The sequence below is a fragment of the Nostoc sp. FACHB-152 genome (genome assembly GCF_014697475.1).
Lineage (GTDB): Bacteria > Cyanobacteriota > Cyanobacteriia > Cyanobacteriales > Nostocaceae > Nostoc_B.
In genome coordinates, this window is record NZ_JACJRV010000085.1 from 1 (window position 1) to 20,611 (window position 20,611).

Annotated in this window: 7 protein-coding genes; 5 read left to right on the top strand and 2 right to left on the bottom strand. The window is 38.9% G+C overall.

Annotation, left to right across the window (positions count from 1 at the left end):
• On the bottom strand, positions 1-5,445 hold a 5,445-nt coding region (locus tag H6G76_RS30915; protein ID WP_190709479.1), incomplete at its 3' end, for a PAS domain-containing protein.
• A 749-nt stretch (positions 5,446-6,194) separates the two neighbouring features.
• Complete coding sequence (locus tag H6G76_RS30920; RefSeq protein ID WP_190709481.1) at positions 6,195-11,066, bottom strand: PAS domain S-box protein; 4,872 nt, start codon at positions 11,064-11,066, stop codon at positions 6,195-6,197.
• 1,314 nt (positions 11,067-12,380) lie between these two features.
• Here H6G76_RS30920 and H6G76_RS30925 point away from each other — a divergent pair.
• From H6G76_RS30925 to H6G76_RS30945, 5 genes are all read left to right on the top strand, one after another.
• Positions 12,381-12,674: a hypothetical protein gene (locus H6G76_RS30925; RefSeq protein ID WP_190709483.1), complete on the top strand. Its 294-nt coding sequence runs from the start codon at positions 12,381-12,383 to the stop codon at positions 12,672-12,674.
• 201 nt (positions 12,675-12,875) lie between these two features.
• The gene (locus tag H6G76_RS30930) at positions 12,876-13,316 is read left to right on the top strand and encodes a hypothetical protein (protein ID WP_190709485.1); all 441 of its coding nucleotides are present in this window, start codon (positions 12,876-12,878) and stop codon (positions 13,314-13,316) included.
• 132 nt (positions 13,317-13,448) lie between these two features.
• The gene (locus tag H6G76_RS30935; protein ID WP_190709487.1) at positions 13,449-18,230 is read left to right on the top strand and encodes a PAS domain S-box protein; all 4,782 of its coding nucleotides are present in this window, start codon (positions 13,449-13,451) and stop codon (positions 18,228-18,230) included.
• Positions 18,231-18,404: 174 nt separating this feature from the next.
• Positions 18,405-19,139 (top strand): response regulator, encoded by a 735-nt coding sequence (locus H6G76_RS30940; RefSeq protein WP_190709489.1) that lies wholly within the window; start codon positions 18,405-18,407, stop codon positions 19,137-19,139.
• Positions 19,140-19,378: 239 nt separating this feature from the next.
• A complete protein-coding gene (locus H6G76_RS30945) occupies positions 19,379-20,461 on the top strand; it encodes a response regulator (RefSeq protein ID WP_190709491.1) in 1,083 nt (360 codons plus the stop codon).
• Positions 20,462-20,611: the final 150 nt, after the last annotated feature.

A 20,611-nucleotide genomic window follows, 5' to 3' on the forward strand; every position in this document is an offset into this window, starting at 1 on the left:
CAAATCATAGCCTCGGCTTTCAAGATAACCAGACATCGTATCAATGTTTGCCTGATTATCTTCTGCAATTAAAATCAAAGGATGAGTCAGAGCTACTTCTGGCACTAATATTGGATTTTGCACCTTAGAACTGGCAGAATTTTGCAGTTTCTCTATAGTTGCCTGAAGTTGAGTGCGAGTGATAGGTTTAACGAGATATTCCGATGCTCCTTGAGCTAATCCTTTGGTACGCTCATCGACAACTGAAATAATGATGACTGGAATATTCTTAGTTTGTGGGTGTGTCTTGAATTGATGCAGCACCTGCCAACCCGACAAGTTAGGCAGTTGTAAATCCAGAATGATTACAGCCGGCTGAAGGTTTAGCACTTGTTCTAAGGCTCCTTCGCCTCTAGGGTAAACAACAGGCCGCATCCCTATTTCATCCAGGTAGCGCGTAATTTGCTCAGATGCTGGGACTGAATCTTCGATAATCAAAACTGGAGCATTCTTAGTTTTGAAATCATAGCTGGGTAATAAAGGTGTGACTTGGCTGGCTGGCAGATGATCACTATTAACGTAGGGAATGCAGACATGGAAACAACTGCCCTGTCCAACTTCACTAGTTACTGATACCATTCCACCATGTAGGTTAACAATCCGTTTGACCAGTGCTAAACCGAGGCCAGTGCCACTGTACTGACGGTTGAGACTACTGTCAAGCTGAATAAACGGCTGAAACAGCTTGCCAATTTCTTCCGCAGCAATCCCGATGCCGGTGTCTGTAATATCAAAGCAAATCTGGGAAGATGAACTAGACCTGGTAGAAATAACTTCCCCTACTCCTTCCCTGCACCCCTGCTTTTCTGCCTCTTCCACCCGGACTTCTAACGTCACAGAGCCTCCCTCTGGGGTAAATTTCACAGCGTTGCTCAGTAGGTTGATAAGTACCTGACGCAGGCGGCGCTCGTCTGCTTGAATGCTGCGAATATTGTGAGCAATGTGAGTATTCAGGCGAATATTCTTTTTCAATGCCATTTGTTTGATGAAAGCGAGGCTAGCATCACAAAGGCTTTTGACAGAAACATTACTTAGTTGCAGTTCTAGTTTGCCAGATTCTATTTTAGATAGGTCAAGAATATCATTGATTAGTTCTAATAAATGCCTACCACTACGCTCAATAGTGGATATCGCTTTGATTTGCCGTTCATTGATTGAGCCGAACACACCTTCTTGTAAGCCTTCAGACATCCCCAAAATGGCATTGAGCGGTGTTCGCAACTCATGACTCATGTTTGCCAAAAATTCGTCTTTGAGCCGTGTGGCGCGGGCAAGTTCAAGGTTAGTGTGAACAAGCTGCTTATTCGTGTGCCGCAGTTCTTCTTCGACTTGTCTGCGTTCGCGCATATCAAATAAGGTGCTGCGGCTATGTAAATAATTTCCATCGGCATCTTTGACAGCAGTGGCGTTAATCAATACTGGCAAGACTGTGCCATCTTTAGAAACCATTTCATACTCTAAATCTTTTACCCAGCCTTGCTGTTTGAAGCGAGAATAGTTTTGCGTGAAGGTTAAGCGACTGGCTGGGGTTAAAAAATTCGCCAAGGATTTACCAATCATTTCCTCACGGGAATAGCCTAACCATTGCAATTCAGTCTCGTTGACCTTGATCAATCGACCTTCGCTGTCAAGGGAATGGTAACCACAAGGAGCATGATTGTACAGATCTTCAACCTCACGAGCATATTTCGCCAGAGCCTGTTGTGACTGTTTGCGATCGCTGATATCACTGATCCGTACTAGATGTTTAGTACTTCCGGCGATAATAATTGGTTTGGCGGCAATATTTCCCCAGAAAATATTACCTTTAAGGGTCATATATTCAATTTCTCGGCTCCAGACACCTTTAGACCGCATTTCTGCTACAATCACATCTGTTTCACTGGCAGTAAATGGACGAAGTTGGAGCTTCCCCCCATTAATATTAATTAATTGGGTTTTGTCAGCTACCTCAAATAATTCCACTGCCCGGCGATTACAATCCAGGGTGAGCAGCGTTTGCGGATCAACTAAAAAGATGGCATCGGCAGATTCGTTAAAAATTGCTTCTCGCAAATCTCTGTTGCGGATGAGTTCTTGTTCAGCTTGTTTGCGCTCAGTAATATCAAAATTCACGCCGATTATACGTACAGGTTCGCCCTGCTGGTTACGGTTGAGAATGCCGTAGCCTTTGAGGTAAATAATGTTGCCACTCGGCTGAATAATGCGAAACTCTACATTATATTCTTGTTTTCCTTGGAGAACTTGCTCCAGGCTGGCCATCATATAATCTCGATCATCCGGATGCAGACAGTTCCACCAAGCTTCATAGGTGCCGGAAAAATCAGCTTTGCTCACCCCATAAAGTTCGTACATCCGGTCATCCCAAATTTGTTTTGCTTGGGCAAAATCATATTCCCAGATGCCGAAATTGCCTGAAGAAAGTGCTAAGGTAAGTCTTTCCGAAAAGTGAAGCAGCTGTTGTTCTGCTTGTTTGCGACTTGTAATATCTGTTAGTGTGCCAATATAACCCAGAACCTGGCCATTCACGTTAGTTTCAGGTAGTATATAGCAGTAAAACCAGTTGATACTGCCATCTGGACGCAAATGCCTGCCCTCGTTGCAAAAAATTTCTGTTGAGTCGAACTTTGCTTCCTGCCATTCCCTCAAGATGCGATCGCGGTCTTCTGGATGTACTGCTTGTAGCCATTCCATCCCTAATGCCGCCTGTGTTGGTCTACCTGTGAGATCGCTCCAGTGAGTGTTGACATAAATACAATTACCTGTCATATCAAGCTGAAAAATGCCTACTGGCGCAGCTTTTGCTAATGTTGCATAGCGGTGTTCGCTCTGCCGTAAGGCTTCTTCTGCTTGTTTACGTTTAGTAATATCTAGTATTGTGCCGACCAAACGCTGAGGTTTGCCCTCTTGATCTAAAATCAGTTCACCATGTGCCGATACGTAGCATAAACTTTGGTCTGGTAAATAAAAGCGATACTCTTCTTCATAAGGCTGTCCCTGGGTAATCGCTCGCTTGACCATAAAATCGTGACGCTCGCGATCGCTTGGGTGAACCCATTGCAGCAATTCATCGTAGGTTGGTGTACCAGAGTCAGGATTACGTCCAAAAATGCGAAATACTTCTTGTGACCAAAGAATCTCTTGCGTATTTAAGTCAAATTCCCAACTACCCAGATTCGCAATTCGCTGTGCATTAGCCAGATGAGTGGCATTCTTTTGCAATTGCGCTTCCATTTGTTTTTGTTGGGTAATATCTTTGGCAATACCCAAAAAACCAATCTTGTTTCCTTCTAGATCGTTTAGGGTTTTCACCGACAAAAATACAGGGAAGCGAGAGCCATCTTTACGAATGTAACTCCACTCGTTTTCATAGGTGCTGCCGTCTTGAGTAACGATCGTAAAAAATTCTCTACCGGGTGCAATTTCTTTACCCAGTTTCAAAGAAAGTGCTGCTGCCCGTTGTTTAAGTTCTTCTGGGTCGTGAAAGATACTTGGGCTTACTTGATTAACCACCTCATCTGCTGTGTAGCTCAACATTTTTTGAGCAGCCGCGTTGAAGATTTGGATGCCATTTGAGTTGTTATAAATAATCGCATAGTCACTGCCATCTAAAATTGCTTGTTGCAAATTATTAACGGCTATTAACTGCGCTTCTGTTTGTTTGCGTTTTGTAATATCAATGTGGCAACCAATCATGCGGAGGGGATTACCGTTTTGATCCCAGGCAATCACACGACCTGAACAAATGACCCAAACAGTAGATCCATTCTTATGCCGATATCGCACCTCGTTATAATAAGGAACTTGCCCACGACTTTGGATATGACGCTCAAAAAGTTCTAAAACACCTGGTAAATCTTCTGAAAAAATCAGACTTTGCCAGGATTCTGGCGTATTTGGCAACTCATGATCTTCATAGCCGAACATCTGCTTGAAGGTTGGGCTTAAATACTCCTGATTGCCTGGAATATCCCAGTCCCAGTAACCTGCCAGGCCGACTTCGAGAATCTGCTCTAGAAGCTCTAATTCAAGTTGCAGTATCTCTGTTCGCTGCCGCTCTTGTTCTGCAAGCTTGCGTTCTGTAATATCCATGAGTACGCCCAGCATCCGCAGCAGTTGTCCGGTTGCGTCGTAAATTCCCAGTCCTTTGACTGATACCCAGTGAATGCTGCTATCTGGACAGATGACTCTGTATTCCACAGCATAATCAGTTTGTGATGCGATCGCCTGTTTTAGTTCTTGCTCTACCCATTTCCGATCTTCTGGATGTACCTGACTCAACCACTGCTCAATAGTCAACTGCACATCACTCGACTGGGAACAAAAACAGTGAATTGTACTCTGGTTAACAAATATTTGATTAGTTATTGGGTTCCACTCCCAATCAGCAATACCCGCAAAATTTAACGTCAGCTTGAGTTTTTCTTCGCTAGCTTTGAGGGCTGCTTCTGTTCTTTGGCGTTCTGTAAGTTCTGTTTGTAGCTGTTCATAGGCACTCGCCTGTTGAATGGCGATCGCAATTTGCACCGATAATTGATCTAATAAGTCCAGTTCTGCTGATTGCCAATGGCGAGATGCACTACATTGGTGAGCAATTAATAATCCCCATAATTGTTCATTGACCAAAATAGGTACTATTAAATTTGCTTTGACTTGAAATTGTTCTAAAACTTTTAGATGACACTTTGTTAAGCCAGCCTGATAAATATCATCTATTGCTCGTTTTTTTCCTTGGCGATAATCACTTCCGGCTCCCTGTTGAAAGCAGGTGTCTTGAATATGCGTTCCTGAAGCTACCTTCCAACCAGGAAGCACTGACTCTGCCACAATAGTGCCACTCATATCTGGCTGGAATTGATATATAAGTACTCTGTCTGCTTTTAGAAACTGATGTACTTCTGTGGCTGTGGTATGCAGAATTTCTTCTAGTTTTAGAGACTGACGAATTCGTAATGCGATCGCAGCAATTAGTTGTTGTTGTTCTCGGCTTTGTGCTAACTGTCGGGTTAGATGCATCAGTTCAAGGGCATGATGAATTGCACCCAGAAGAACTTCAACCGTGAGCTTATCTTTCACCAGATAATCATCGACACCGCTTTTCATCGCGCGGACAGCCGTAGTTTCGTCTCCCCGTCCTGTCAGCATGATCACAGCAGTTTGGCTATTGGGGTAAAATTCTCGAAACTGCTCAAGAAACTTCAGTCCATCTCCATCAGGCAATACAAAATCCAGCAAAATTATATCTGGTATCTCTTGCTGACACCATTTCATTGCCTGTGTTGCCGACTCAACCTGCACAATGCGATAGGTGTAGCGGCTGTCCTGCTGTAAAAAGTGACAATATGCTTCCCGATGTTCAGCACAATCTTCAATTAGTAGGATCGTGAAGCAAGAAGGATGAGTCATAAGCTAAAAATACAAACGCTATCTCCATTCACAAAAAAATTAATTTTTATAAATCCTCATAAAAAATCATTTTTCAGGGAAAAAGTTGAGGAAAAATATTAATAATTTATTTTTAAAATCAAAATCAAATTTTCTATTATTAGAAAACTTAATCCACTATTCATGTCTATTTACAGCAGATTTTAAGAACAAAGCCATAAGCTAGAAGACTTCTAATCCTATTGCCTGTTCTCTGGTGTATGTGTAACTAATTGCGCTACAAAATTTATTCAATTTGATGACTTAAATATCTCCTTTTATAACTATGTATCTATGCATCACACAGAGCATAGATACAATTGGCAATCATATCTAAGAATCTGCTAATAACTTTCAGTAAATTTACTGTTAAAAAATCAATTGAGCTAGAGCGAAAAGATTAACAAAATATTAACCTGAGAACGATTCTAGCCTCTGGCTACTATTAGGCATTGATTTTGATCACTGTTGAGATTGATATTAAAATTTTGTTAATTGCAGTCTATTGCATATACAGTAGGCATAAGGCAATAGGCAATAGGCACCAGGCAATAGTAAAGAAAGCAGGTAGAAATGTACTGATTTTTTAAAAAATTAAATATGAATCCTATATTTCACTTTAATACTGATATAAATACGTGAGTAAGGGTTTAAGAGTGCTAAACCCTTAAATCCAAACAAATCTGTTATCTATTGCCTATCACCTATTGCCTCCACGACTAGTTTGTAAATCAAGTAGGATTGCCATATAGGTTTTTGAGTTCTGCTGCTGCTAAAAACTCTTGAATTATAGTTGCCAGTTGCTTGAGTTTTACGGGTTTTGAGAGATAGCCGTTTGCCCCGACTGCTAAACATTTTTCGTGATCACCTGGCATTGCTAAAGCTGTTAAGGCAATGATGGGGATATTGACGAGGTTTTGGTTTAATCGAATCTGCTTGATTGCCTCGAACCCATCCATTCCTGGCATTTGAATATCCATTAAAATAATATTCGGGAGTTCTGCCTGGGCGAGTGCGATCGCTTCTTTACCATTGTTTGCCAAGATGATGCGGTATCCTCTGGCTTCTAAATAGCTAGAAACAGTAAAAATATTATCTTCGTTATCTTCTGCCAGCAAAATTAGGGGTGAAGACTCTACTGTTTCATTGAGGGTGGAATTTAGCTCAGGTAACACTTGATTTACTGGCTTAGTAAACGACTCAAAAATATTGCTACAGGGTAAATCGATAGTAAAGCAACTTCCCACACCGAGTTCACTGCTAACGCCTACCTTGCCACCATGTATTTCCACAATTCGCTTGACGAGAGTCAGCCCCAAGCCAGTGCCAGCATATTGACGGTTTAAGGCACTATCAATTTGGATGAAGGGTTGAAACAGTTTAAGTAGATTTTCTGAGGCGATACCGATGCCTGTATCAATCACTGCAATACGAATAAAATCTTGCAGTGATGTAATTTCTGCTTCTGGGGCAATTTGTTGGCGGGTAATTTCTAAGGTGATCTGTCCGCCTTCGGGTGTGAATTTTACAGCATTATTCAGTAAGTTAATCAAAACCTGACGTATACGGCGTTCATCCAGCAGTAAATCTGGAAGATTAGGTTCAATTTTTAGCTCAAGCTGGATGCGTTTTTGGAAAGCTTGCTGTTTAATAAATGCCAAACTAGATTGGCAAAGCCCAGTAATAGCTATTTGAGCGTAGTGTAACTCCATCTGTCCGGCTTCAATTTTAGATAAATCCAGAATGTCGTTAATTAATTCCAACAGATGTTGTCCACTGAACTCGATAGTTTGCAAACTCCGACGTTGTTTTTCATTAATGGCTCCAAACACTTCATCTTGCAAGCCTTCTGTTAAACCGAGAATCGCATTGAGAGGGGTGCGTAGTTCATGACTCATGGTAGCGAGAAACTCATCTTTGTGACGGGTAGCACGGGCGAGTTCACGATTGGAAATGGCTAGTTGTTCATTAGCTTGGCGTAGTTTTGCTTCCGCCTTTTTTGCCGCAGAAATGTCCCGATGAGTTCCAATCATCCGTAGGGCATTTCCCTGTTCATCTCGGACTACGGCTTTACCATAGTTAGCAATCCATCTGTAGTCACCAGCTTTAGTTTGGACTCGATAGTCGAGTCTGTAGGGAACAGAAGCATCTTGAAGATGGACGTTGAGTTGTACTAGCATATACGCCTGATCTTCTGGGTGAACTAATTTTTCCCATGTACTGAAATGACTTGGCAATTCCCCGTTCTCAAAGCCCAGCATTCCCAGCCATTGAGGGCTGAGATAAAGTTCGTTAGTTGTGATGTTCCAGTCCCATAATCCATCGCCAGAAGCTTCCAATGCCAAGAGTAGACGTTCTTCACTCAGTCGCATGGCTTCCTCGGCTAGTTGACGTTCATGAAGTGCAGCTTGCTGTTCGCTAATATCTAAGTTAATGCCAATCATGCGTTGAGCGTTGCCTTGCTCGTCACGCTGTACCAATGCATAGGCTTTGATAAACTTGATTGTGCCATCAGGCCAGATAACCCTAAATTCTGTCTCGTATTCCTTTTCTCCGGCAACAGCTTGCTGACTAGCAGCACGGCAAGATAGTAAATCATCGGGATGCAAACCAGCTTCCCATGCTTGGTAAGCACTAGGACAGTCTGAGGCTTTTACTCCATAAAGTTCGTACATTCGCTCATCCCAGACGAGATGATCGTTAACAATATCCCAATCCCAAATGCCAATATGACCAGAGTTGATTGCCAGATTCAATCGGTCTGACAAGTTATTTAGGGTAATTTCAGTTTGTTTACGTTCGCTAATATCAAGAATTAATCCATCCCATAAAATATCGCCGTTGGCTTGCTGTTCTGGTTGGGAAATGCCTTGCATCCATTTGAGACGACCGGATGGGGTAATTAATCTTCCTTCCCAAGACCATTGTTGCAAGGAATGGGCTGAATTGATGATTGATTGCTGTAATGAGGAGAAATCTTCTGGGTGGATCAAGTTAAATAGAATATTTGCATCTTGTTGAATGGTTGCTGATTCTAGTTCAAAAAGTTCTCGACTGCGATCGCTAAAGTAGAGAAATTCATGGGAACCGTCAGGACGGAGAATATATTGATACATTACGCCAGGAAGATTGGTCGCTATCCTCTGAAACCGAGTCTCGCTTTGGCGTAAAGCTGATTCTGCTTGTTTTCTAGGAGTAATATCCCGATCCATACCTCGATAGCCGCAAAATTTCCCATCTGCATCAAAAATCGGAACTCCGTTGGTTTCTAAAGTAATTAATCGTCCATCTTTATGATGGTTAGTATTTTCTAAACATTCAAAGGGGGCTTGAACTGAAATGAATTTCATAAACTCGCCCAATACTCTTTGCGCTTCTTCTGGCGGCATTAAATCAAACGGAGTTTTGCCCAAAACTTCTTCTGGGGAATATCCCAACAGGTTAAAAATTTGAGGACTGATATAGGTGTAAACTCCAAATTCATTAACTTCCCATACCCAATCACTGGATGTTTCTACAAGATTGCGGAAGCGTTCTTTACTTTGTTGCAGTTGGGCTGTGCGTTGGGCAATTTCTGCTTCTAAAGTTGAATTTTGTCGCTCTAAAATTTGCAACAGGCGATCGCGTTCCTGTTCTGCTTGTTTGCGACTACTAATGTCAGTAATTGTGCCGACATAACCAATCACCCTACCATCTAAATTTTTTTCTGGAACTGCCTGCCCAAATACCCAGGCTTCGACCCCATCCGGTCGCCTAAACCGATATTCTAAACAAAAGTTTTCACCGCTTTGGATGCAGCGATTCCATTGTGTTGAAATCAGATTTCTATCTTGAGGGTGCAAACCTCGGAGCCAGCCCAAGCCTGCTGCTTCTTCAGGAGTTAAGCCAGAGATTTCACACCAATGCTGGTTAACATATAAACAATTTCCTTGTATATCCGTGTGGTAAATTCCCACCGGGGCGGTTGCAGCCAGGGTTGCATAGCGTCGTTCACTTTCCTGTAAGGCCTGCTCAATCTTTTTACGTTCTGTAATATCTTCATAGCTGCCTAAAACGCCAAAAATTTCGCCATCAGGGTTTTTGAGTGGCATTTTATTGGTGCGTAACCAAACAGTTTGTTGGTCACTTTTTGTCAAAGTTTCTTCGATATTAAACTTAGGTTGGCCTGACTCGATAACGATGCGATCGTCTGCTTGGTAAAGTAATGCTTCTTCTCGCCAAGGCAGATCAAAGTCTGTTTTGCCAATAATTTCTGCCCCAGATGACAGTCCAGCATCTAATATGAGCTTGCGATTACAGCCTAAGAATCTGCTGTTGCTGTCTTTCCAAAAGATAGCCATAGGTAGGCTATCCATGATTACCTGCAAAAGAATTTGGTTTTCTTGAAGTGCTTTTTCTGCCTGTGTGCGAATGATTTCATTGTGCTTAGTTTCGCTGATGTCTCGTGCTGCCCAAATTACGGTTTCTGATGAAATTGGTGAAACTTTGGCATGAAACCAAATTTCTTTATTACCAATCTGTAGGCTGTATTCGCACTCAGAGGGTTGCTGTGTAGCTAAAGTTGCCTGAATAATGCTGACAAACTGCTCTGCCAGGTTATGAGGTAAAACTTCATGGGCAGTTTTACCAAGCAAATCCTCAGGCGGTAGGTAAAGCTTATCTGCACCAGTAGGCGCAATTTTAAGATAACGTCCCTGTTTATCTACTACTAAAATTACATCGACCATTGCATTGAACAGCCCTCGCAGTTCTGCTTCTGAGGCTGTGAGAGCGTCTATAGCTTCTTGGCGTTCACCCTCTATACGCTTTTGATCGCTGATATTTCGTCCCTCTGGGATCAGCATCACCACCTGTCCTGATTCATCTTTGAGGGGACGCAGCGAAAAATCTATAGTGGCTATCTCACCTTCAGCACCCAATACATCTACTTCATAGCGGATAAACTCACCTTGGGCAGAGCGGGCGATCGCTTTTTTTAACTTATCCTGAGTTATTGGAGAAATTGTCCACCAATAAGTTTCCCAGAAAGGTCTATTGATAACATCTTCTAGTCTGATTCCGCCAAAGTTTAAAGCTGCTTGGTTAACCTCCAGTAAAATGCCCTCAGTTGTCAGCAGTCCTGTAAATTGAAAAGTATTATCAAAAATAGCCCGGAATCTACGCTCACTAGCTTGCTGTTGTTGCTCGTGCATCCGTAGTTGCTGCCTGAGACGGTTGTTTTCTAATAAGCAATCAACGGTGTGGCAGAATCTAACACAGGTGAGTTCATCCTTAAGTAAATAGTCTGAAGCACCAGCTTTTATGGCTTGAACAGCGAGTGTTTCATCTTCCTGCTCTATCAACATAATTACAGGAATTTGAAAAGTATTAAATTGCAACTCTAATTGCTTAAGAAATTCTAATCCATCTACATCGGGCAGTTGAGCGTCTAAAAGTATCAAGTCTGGCTGGTTTTGAGCCAAGTATCTCAATGCTGCTAATCCTGTCTCAAGCTCAATTAAATTATAGGTGCAAAGTATATTTTGAGTTAAATAACGGCAGTATTGCGATCGCTCTTCTGGAGAATTCGCCAGAATCAAAATTGAGTAATGGTAAATTGCCATACAAAAAAATTACGTATATATTTATACCTATTTATCTGTTGAGATAATTTTGTCAATTATCAGACTAAAAGACATTTTTTTGACATTAGCTTTTAATATCTAATTAAAAAATAGTAGTTAATTTATGTATTTATAATGACTCTTATTTTTTTACATGGCAAGTTTTAACGTCTGTAAACTTGAAAATCACTTTCTAATTTTTTACGTAATTATATGCAATTTTAAAATTATTTTATACTTTAAAATATTAATTACGTATTTATTATAGTTTTTACCTTTATATTGCCGGAAGGTATAAGTTAAATACTCGTCCCTACTAAGCTCTGCTTTGTCTCAGTGCAAGATATGTGGCTCGTTTGATAGCGTGATTTTAGAGTTACCACATCAGACATAACTCTTGTAATCTCATTCAAGGCTATGTTTTTATTCGTCCTTGAGCAATAGAAGATTTGAAGGTTTTTTGACTAGCTAACAACTAAACATGGCCAGTATGTTGCTAACTTTGGCTACTAAACTGTGGATTTATCGACCTATAGGACTCATATTTGATTTTTGAACAAAATCAGTACGTTGTTACCTAGCTTCTTTTCTGTTGCCTATTGCCTATTGCCTATTGCCTGACTACACCACTATGTTCACTAACCAAACCGGATTCCTATATGACTACGCTTTAATGCTCAGGGTGATGCATAGATGTAATTCGTAATCATACCTAATAATACCCTGATGATTTTCAGTAAACTTGCTCTTAGTACAATCTATCTAGCGATAGTTCAAATAAAAGCTACAAAAGCTCTATTTTAGAGCAATGTTAACATCTGGCTACGCTTAGGCATTAATTTTAATCACAGGTGAGATTGAAATTAGGCTGTTATTAATTGCTTTTTATCGCATATCCTTCTCTACATATCCTCAGCCTTACGGACAGTCCAGAACAATACCTACGCATTTCTTCTGCAATTACAAATTAAAACATCAGTAAAATTCGCCAAATTAATCAGTAATCAATTTCCTGCTTTTCCTCGATTATTTTTTTCTAGAAAACATGAATAATAAAGCTATGGTCAACAAGCAAGCTTCTGAAATGTATTGAATGATTGCGCCAGATAATTTTGATTCGGCTATAATCTCAAATCAAAATTCTGCAATACATTCTGCCTGAACTATTTGAAAAAATAGATTTTAATGAAGTTATCTTAGTTGACAACGATATTTTTAATTCCAATGGGTGCGGCTACCAAGAACACTGATATTTAGCAATTGTCAGCGTTTTGATACCAGATTCAATTAAATTAGCGAAGGAGTTTTTCAGTAATGTCATTAGCAGGTATAGGTCGCCGCTCTCAACAACAGGTACAACCTAAAATAAGTATAAATTCTTGGAATCCTACTAACTGTATCTTTTTACTAGGTGCTGTAGTTTCTCTATCTACTTCTAGCTTTATTATCACCTCTGCTGTACTTTCAGAACTTAGTTCTATCGACTTATCTCCTACTGGTCATCCGACATCCATTCCTTGGCTTAACAATAAGTTTGACTGTCAACATACTGGCAGAACCTGGGAAAATGGTAAGTGCTGGGATGCAGAACATAATCCTATGTTTTAAAGCTTTATTACACAGTTCAAAAGATTTATATACCTGAAGATAATAAATCAGATTAGATTCCTGAACCAATTGTAGAGACATAAAATAGGTAAGCTGTTACACACATAATTTGTTTATTTGGAGTGCAGGTGATTAGAGGAGAGAGATTGAATATTTTCTCCTCAATCCAAAAAAATAAAAGTCTACCAAGTTTTTATAAAAATGAAATGTGAACCTTATAGTTTAACAACTACCTACAAATATCATCCCTTACTAAAACAGTTTCTTGCTAGTATTCCTCCGCAAACAGCAGCCACTTTTACTGAGTGGCAATTGGCAGAAATCATAATTGCATTTCAAAATAGGTTTACTAATTTTAATGCTGTAGATATCCGAGTTTCTATTCCATTACAAAAACAACAGTTTTTTCAGATTGTCATATTTAGCAAAGGTAAAAAAAGCAAAAAACGCCTACAATATCCAATTTATCGGCAAGTAAATAAAGTTTTAGTTACTAACTATGGTTTGCTAATTATGACCTCTTTAATGGGTACACTTTGCATAGTAGAAATAGTACCAGAGATTAATAAACATTTAGGGCAAGAAAAAAGACGTGAAATTGCTCAATATTTAGATAGTAATTTTAAATTAAATTTATCATAGAAAACACTGATGTTTTTTAAAAAAATCTGGGCAAAACTATTGTTTATAGCTTGTTTAATCAAAATTTTATTCTAGGCATCTATACGAATGCTCCTTAACTCTCCCAGCCCTGATAATCTACACCTGACTATCATGCGTAACCCTCTGAGTGTGAACTCTGAGATTTTGGTTACGGATGTGATTGCCCGAATTAATGAAGCACAAAGTAATTCTGATGGGTTCCCAATCAAAAATGCCTATTTCTCGAACAACTCAACTCCAGAGATAGACCATACAACATCTCAAGCTGCAAGTTGTGTTCTAGTAATGGAAAACTCGCGATTGGTAGGGATAATTACACAAAGAGACTTAATTAAACTGACAGCAGAAAGAAAGAGTCTGGAGGGTATTAGTGTTGCTGAAGTAATGACGCGAGAGTTAATCACACTGAAGATAGATGATTTTAAAGATGTTTTTACGGCGTTAAATTTGCTGAAGCAATACCAGATTTGCCATCTACCTATTGTCGGAGAGCAAGGGGAATTAATTGGATTAGTCACGCCTAAAAGTCTGCTAGCAGTTTCTATTCAACAAGCAGCACTCTACAATTACGCGCGAGTTAAACTGGCAGAAAGGCAGCGAATCGAGGCAGAATTACGGCTGGAGCGTAATTTTATCTCTGCGATTTTAAATCTCACAGACGCTTTAGTTCTTGTATTAGATTCCCAAGGCAGAATTGTTCGCTTTAACCAGACTTGCGAACAAACGACAGGTTACACCTTTGATGCAGTTAAAGAAAAATTTATCTGGGATGTGCAACTGTTACCTGAAATAACAGAATGCATCACAAGTATTTTTCAAAATTTAACAGATAAAGAATTTCCCCAACGTTACGAAACTAGCTTAATTACTAAGAATAGCGATCGCCGCTTAATTTCTTGGTCAAACAAAGTATTAGTTAATAATCATGGACAAATTCAGCATATCGTTTGTACAGGCATTGATATCACTGAAAGCCGAAAAGCCCAAGAAGAACTCCAGCAGACTCGCAACTTTCTTCAGTCGATGATTAATAATCTTCCGGTTGCAGTGTTTGTAAAAGATGCCAAACCAGAAAATTTAGGAAAATTCAAACTCTGGAATCATACTTGCGAACGTCTATTTGGTATTACATCTGAGCAGGCTATTGGCAAAACAGATTACGAGTTTTTCCCAAAAGAACAAGCAGACATTTTTCGACAACAAGACCAAGCAACTATAGTTAGCGGTGTACCTCAAGATATTTCTGAAGAACCTATTAATACTCCCAGCTTAGGGAGGAGAATTTTACACACGACTAAAATTCCTCTCTATGACAAACACCAGCAACCTGAATATTTATTGTGTATTTCTGAGGACATCACAGAATACAAAAGGACAGCAAAAAATCTCCAACAAGCAAACGAGCAACTACAAACAGTTTTAGATGCTGTACCTGGATTTGTTTCTTGGGTAAACTCTGATGGATATTATTTAGGTGTAAATCGCCATTTAGCTGAAAGTTTTAACTTGACTACCGATGCTTTTCTTGGTCAAGAATTGGGGTTTATGAAAAATAGTCCTCAATTTACAGAATTTATGCATGGCTTTTTGGATAGGCCAGATGTTGCAGATTCTAGCGTTGTTGATGCCCAAATCAACGGCGAAACGCGCAATTATTTGCTGATAGCGCAAAAATATCAACAAAATACTGCGGCTGTTGCTGTTGGTATAGATATTACAGAACGCAAGCAAGCAGAAATTGCTCTCAGGGAGAGTGAGCAAAAATTCCGCTTATTAACAGATAATATTAAAAGTACATTTTGGATTACAGATATTAAAAATGATCATTCCCAGATTGTATACGTCAGCCCTTCTTTTGAAGAAATCTGGGGAATATCTGCCGAAGAAGTATATAAATCATTTGATACGCTTATAAATTCTATCCATCCTAGCGATCGCCAACAGTTTATTGCAAATAAACCTCAACGAATACAGGGTGCTTACGATGAAGAGTATCGAATTGTGCGTCCAGATGGGTCAGTACGTTGGATTCGCAGCCGTGCTTTTCCCATTAGAAATGAGCAGGGAAAAGTATATCGCATTACTGGCATTTCTGAAGATATTACAGAGCGTAAACAAACTGAAATAGCTTTACAAAGTTTGATAGAAAGCACTGCTTCTACGACAGGTCAGGACTTTTTTCCGGCATTGGTTGAGCATATTTCTTCTACTTTGGATGTCCGGCATACTTTAGTAACAGAGTTTGTTGATGGGCAAGCCCACACTTTAGGATTTTGGTCTGATGGAAAGTTACATCCGAATATTTCCTATAACTCAACCTCAACACCCTGCCAAACTTTACACAAGCAAGGATATTGCTACTGTGCTTCCAGAATGGAGAAACTCTTACCTACAAGTGAAAAATGGCAAGTAATCCCAGACGAAAAAGCAATGGGAGTTATTTTAAGTGATGATTTTGGTAAGCCTATTGGCTCACTCTGCATCATAGATGAAAAGCTGATAGCTGACACCCATAAATTTGAGGGAATTCTGAAAGTATTTGCAGCTAGAGCATCTGCTGAACTCCAAAGAAAACGAGCGCAAGAAGCTCTACAACAACTCAACATAGACTTAGAAGCTAGAGTTGAGCAACGCACTCTAGAACTGCAAGATAGTGAAGCAGAACTAAGAGCAATTTTTAATCAAGCAGCTGTGGGAATTAAATTAGAAACTTTAGATGGGCGATTTCTCAAATTTAATCAGAAACTATGCGATATTTTAGGTTACAGCCGAGAAGAACTTATAAATAAAACCTTTCGGGATGTTACCTATGCAGAAGACATTGAATATCATCAAAATAGTTTGCAAAAACTAATAACAGGAGAGATAGAAACATTCTCGATTGAAAAACGTTGTTTACATAAAAATGGTAATCTTATCTGGGTTAGTTTGACAGTTTCGCTAATTCGAGATGTAACTGGTAAACCGATTTATTCTGTTGGTATAGTTAAAGATATACAAAATCAAAAACAAGCAGAAGCTGATTTAAAACGACAATTTACAGCAATAGAAACTGCCATAGATGGTATTGCAATTTTAAGTGGCGATACCTACAAATATCTTAATCAAGCTCATATTGAGATGTTTGGCTATACTAAACCTGAAGAACTCATAGGTAAGAGTTGGTCAGAACTCTACGAGCCAACAGAAATTAAGCGGTTTCAAACTGATATTTTCCCAATTTTAATGCACCAAAAGCATTGGAAAGGAGAAACTATTGCTAAAAGAAAAGATGGTAGTTACTTGGAAGAAGAGGTTTCTTTAACTCTTTCTGAACAGGGTGATTTAATTTGTGTATGCCGTGATATTAGCCAGCGTAAAGAAGCAGAGCGACAGCTTGAAGAACAAAGGTCTTTTTTACGCAGCATCATTGATAATAATCCCAACTATATATTTGTCAAAGATACAGCAGGAAAGTTTTTGCTGGTTAACCAAGCAATGGCTGACTTTCATAATAATACAATTCAAGATTTTGTCGGTAAAACTGATGCCGAATTTTATTCAGCTTCAGAAGTTGAGCGATTTCAATATTGTGAGCAATCTGTAATAGCTACACTAAAACCACTTCAAATTTTAGAATCTAGTACTAATAAAGCAACTGGAAAGCAATGCTATTTTCAATCAATCAAAGTTCCTTTAATTGCACCTAACGGCGAACTCAGAGGAATCCTGGGTGTAGCGACGGATATTACAGAACGCAAACAAGCAGAAACTGAACTACGCCATGTCAAAGAAAGGCTGCAATTTTTAATTTCTTCTAGCCCTGCGGTAATTTTCAGTGCTAAGGTAACAAACAACCATTTTTGCACAACTTACATTAGCGAAAATGTCATCAATTTAGTAGGCTATCCAGCAGAAAAGTTTTTATCCGGCTATAGTTTCTGGCTAGAACGCATCCATCCTGAAGATACTGTGCAAGCTGCGAAAAAGTTGGCTCAAATTATCGAAGTGGAAGAGCAAAGTTACGAATATCGTTGGCAGCACCACGATGGAGAATATCGTTGGATGTTAGAAGAGCTAAAGTTGGTACGAGATGAACATGGTCATCCTTTAGAGATAATTGGTTTATGGATGGACATTAGCGATCGCAAAAAAGCAGAAGAAGATATTTGTAAAGCTTTAGCAAGAGAAAAAGAACTTAGTGACTTAAAATCTCGGTTTATTTCTATGACTTCCCACGAGTTCCGCACTCCTTTGGCGGTGATTGCCTCCTCTGCTGGAATCCTCAAAAGTTTTAGCCATAAACTCGATGAACAACAAAAGCAAAAACATCTCCAGTGCATTCATACATATGTGCAGCACACAACGCAACTTTTAGATGATATTTTGCTAATTAATAAAGCTGAAGCCGGAAAACTCGCATTTGATCCCAATTCTCTAGATTTAGTAAATTTTTGTCGCGTCTTAGTAGAAGAAATGCAGCTTAGTTCTCCTCAGCATAATTTAGTCTTCTCTCTTCAGTACCAAAACAATTTATCTGCTGGTGATAACTTCGTTGCTTGCATGGATAAAAAACTGCTACGACAAATCCTGAGTAACTTGCTTTCAAACGCTGTTAAATACTCACCAGACAACAGTAATATCCAAATTGATCTATTAATCCAAGACAAAAGTGCTGTTTTTCTGATTCAAGATGATGGTATTGGAATTTCGCCACAAGAACAGCAGAATTTATTTGAGCCATTTTACCGCGCTAGTAATGTTGGTAATATACCAGGTACGGGATTAGGCTTGGCAATAGTTAAGAAGTGTGTAGACCTTCATAGAGGCAGAATTACTATTGCCAGTCAGGTCGGAGTCGGTACAACATTGAGGATAGAACTGCCATTATTTATCACTAATAACTGTGGATAAGACTATCTTATTTGTTACTTCTAAATAATTTTTGGGAAACATAAACAAAGGAGATGATGTGTAGAGCTAAGGCTAGGTTTATAAATTGTTAATCTAGTAAATTTGTTTACTAACGGATTCTCCGATATCAGGGAAAACAAGCTATGTAGATAAAATTTTTATCTCAAACAAACAATGAACCAAAAAATATTAGTAATTGAAGATGAAATTCAAATCTGCTCAAATATCCAAGAGATTTTAAGTTTGTCAGATTACATAACTGTGGCTGCCAATAATGGTTTAGAAGGATTAAAACTTGCTAAATCAGAAAAACCAGATTTGATATGTTGTGACGTTATGATGCCGGGTTTAGACGGCTATGAAGTACTAAAAGCGTTACGGCAAGACCCAGTAACTGAATCTATACCATTAATTTTGCTGACGGCTAAAGTAGAGCGTGGTGACTTAAGGCAAGGTATGGAATTAGGTGCTGATGATTACCTGACAAAACCTTTTACTCCTGAAGAACTTCTCAAAGCGATAGAGATGAGATTGGCGCGGATAGCAAAGCCGACTTTGATTAAACAAAAGTATGAACAAGAACGCCAACATAATGCCAAATTAAAACAAGAAATGCAAGTAAATCTGCAAAAGTTGCAAGATAGCCAACAATTAGCAGATATGCGTAATGAGGTTTTAGAAAAACTCTTGCAAGACTTGGGTAATCCACTTTCTAATATTAATATGGCGGTTCATATGCTGAAACAGGCGCAATCTGATATTGAGCGCGATCGCTACTTGGCTATCTTAGAAGAAGAGTACGTTCGAGAAATTAAACTTTTGAATGAAATCAAGAATTTACAAACATTACTAACTCCAGAAAATGCCAAAATTCTGCAAAAATTTAATTTGTTGAATCAAAGCAAATAATAATGTAAATTTTTTGAAAAATATATTTATTTAAATATGTTTTTTTAATGATATCAGGGTTGTCATTCTACGCATTACAAAAACTTAAGTTATCTTGTTTATAGTAGTGACAATTCATCAGGCAGATTGGAATTACTATAATTAACAAGATTGACTTTAGTATATAAAGATAAAATTTATCTCATCAAAAATCATTTTAGTCAACATAAAAATAACATTTTTATCTTTGCATATCGTAGATGAACACAATTTTGATCATAGAAGACGAACCCCAAGTTCGAGAAAACATCCAGGAAATTTTACAACTTTCTGATTTTGATACTTTGACTGCACCAAATGGTAAGATTGGCTTAGAAATTGCTCAGGCAAAATTACCAGACTTAATTATCTGCGACATTATGATGCCTGAATTAGATGGCTATAGAGTGCTATCTGCTCTGCGTCAAAATGAAGCAACTGTCAATATTCCTTTAATATTTGTGACTGCCAAAGCAGAACGTTCAGATTTTCGTCAAGGAATGGATTTTGGGGCTGATGATTATTTGACCAAACCATTTACGCCAGAAGAACTACTAAATGCGATTGCTGTTCGGCTAGAAAAACAAGCTGTGATTGAGCGACAATCTCAAGCTAAACTTGATGAACTACGCATGAATATCATCCACTCCTTACCTCATGAAATAAATACTCCTTTAAATGGCATTCTGGGGATGTCTGAATTATTAATTGAAAATCCAGATATGAAGGAAGATATTGAAATTGTAGAATCAATTCACATATCCGCTAATCGTTTACATAGATTAGCTCAGAGGTTTTTACTCTATAGTAATCTGGAACTAATTGCTAGAGACCCTCAAAAAATTTGTCAAATTAGAGAAAAATTAAATAAATGCCTGAGTAAGACAGTTATTAGTAATATTTGTTGCAATCAAGCTAGAGCAGTAGACAGAGTTAAAGATTTAAAGTTGGAACTTCTGGAATCTACTGTGCAAATGCCAGAAGAAAAGTTGAGTATTATTGTTGAAGAATTGATAGACAATGCATTGAAATTTTCGTTACCAAGTAGCGAAGTTCGAGTGTTGAGTAAAATTGAGGATAATAAATTTAGATTAGATGTAATTGATAATGGTCAAGGAATGACAGTTAGAGAGATTGATAAAATTGGCGCATTTATCCAATTTAATCGGAAGTTAAATGAACAACAAGGTTCTGGCTTAGGGTTAGCTATTGTTCAGCATATAGTGAAATTACATCAAGGTGAATTCACAGTTAATAGCACTCCTGGTCAAGGAACTATTGTAAGTGTTTGTTTACCTTGCTAAGGTGTGTTTGAAAAGTATTATTAAACCTTGTTTTGTAGGGTGTGTTATCGCGCCAGCGTAACGCACCACAAATCTGGTGTGTTATGGACTATCGTCGATAACTGGCTACATCCCCAACACGTCATTGCGAATTGGTTTAATCAGACACAA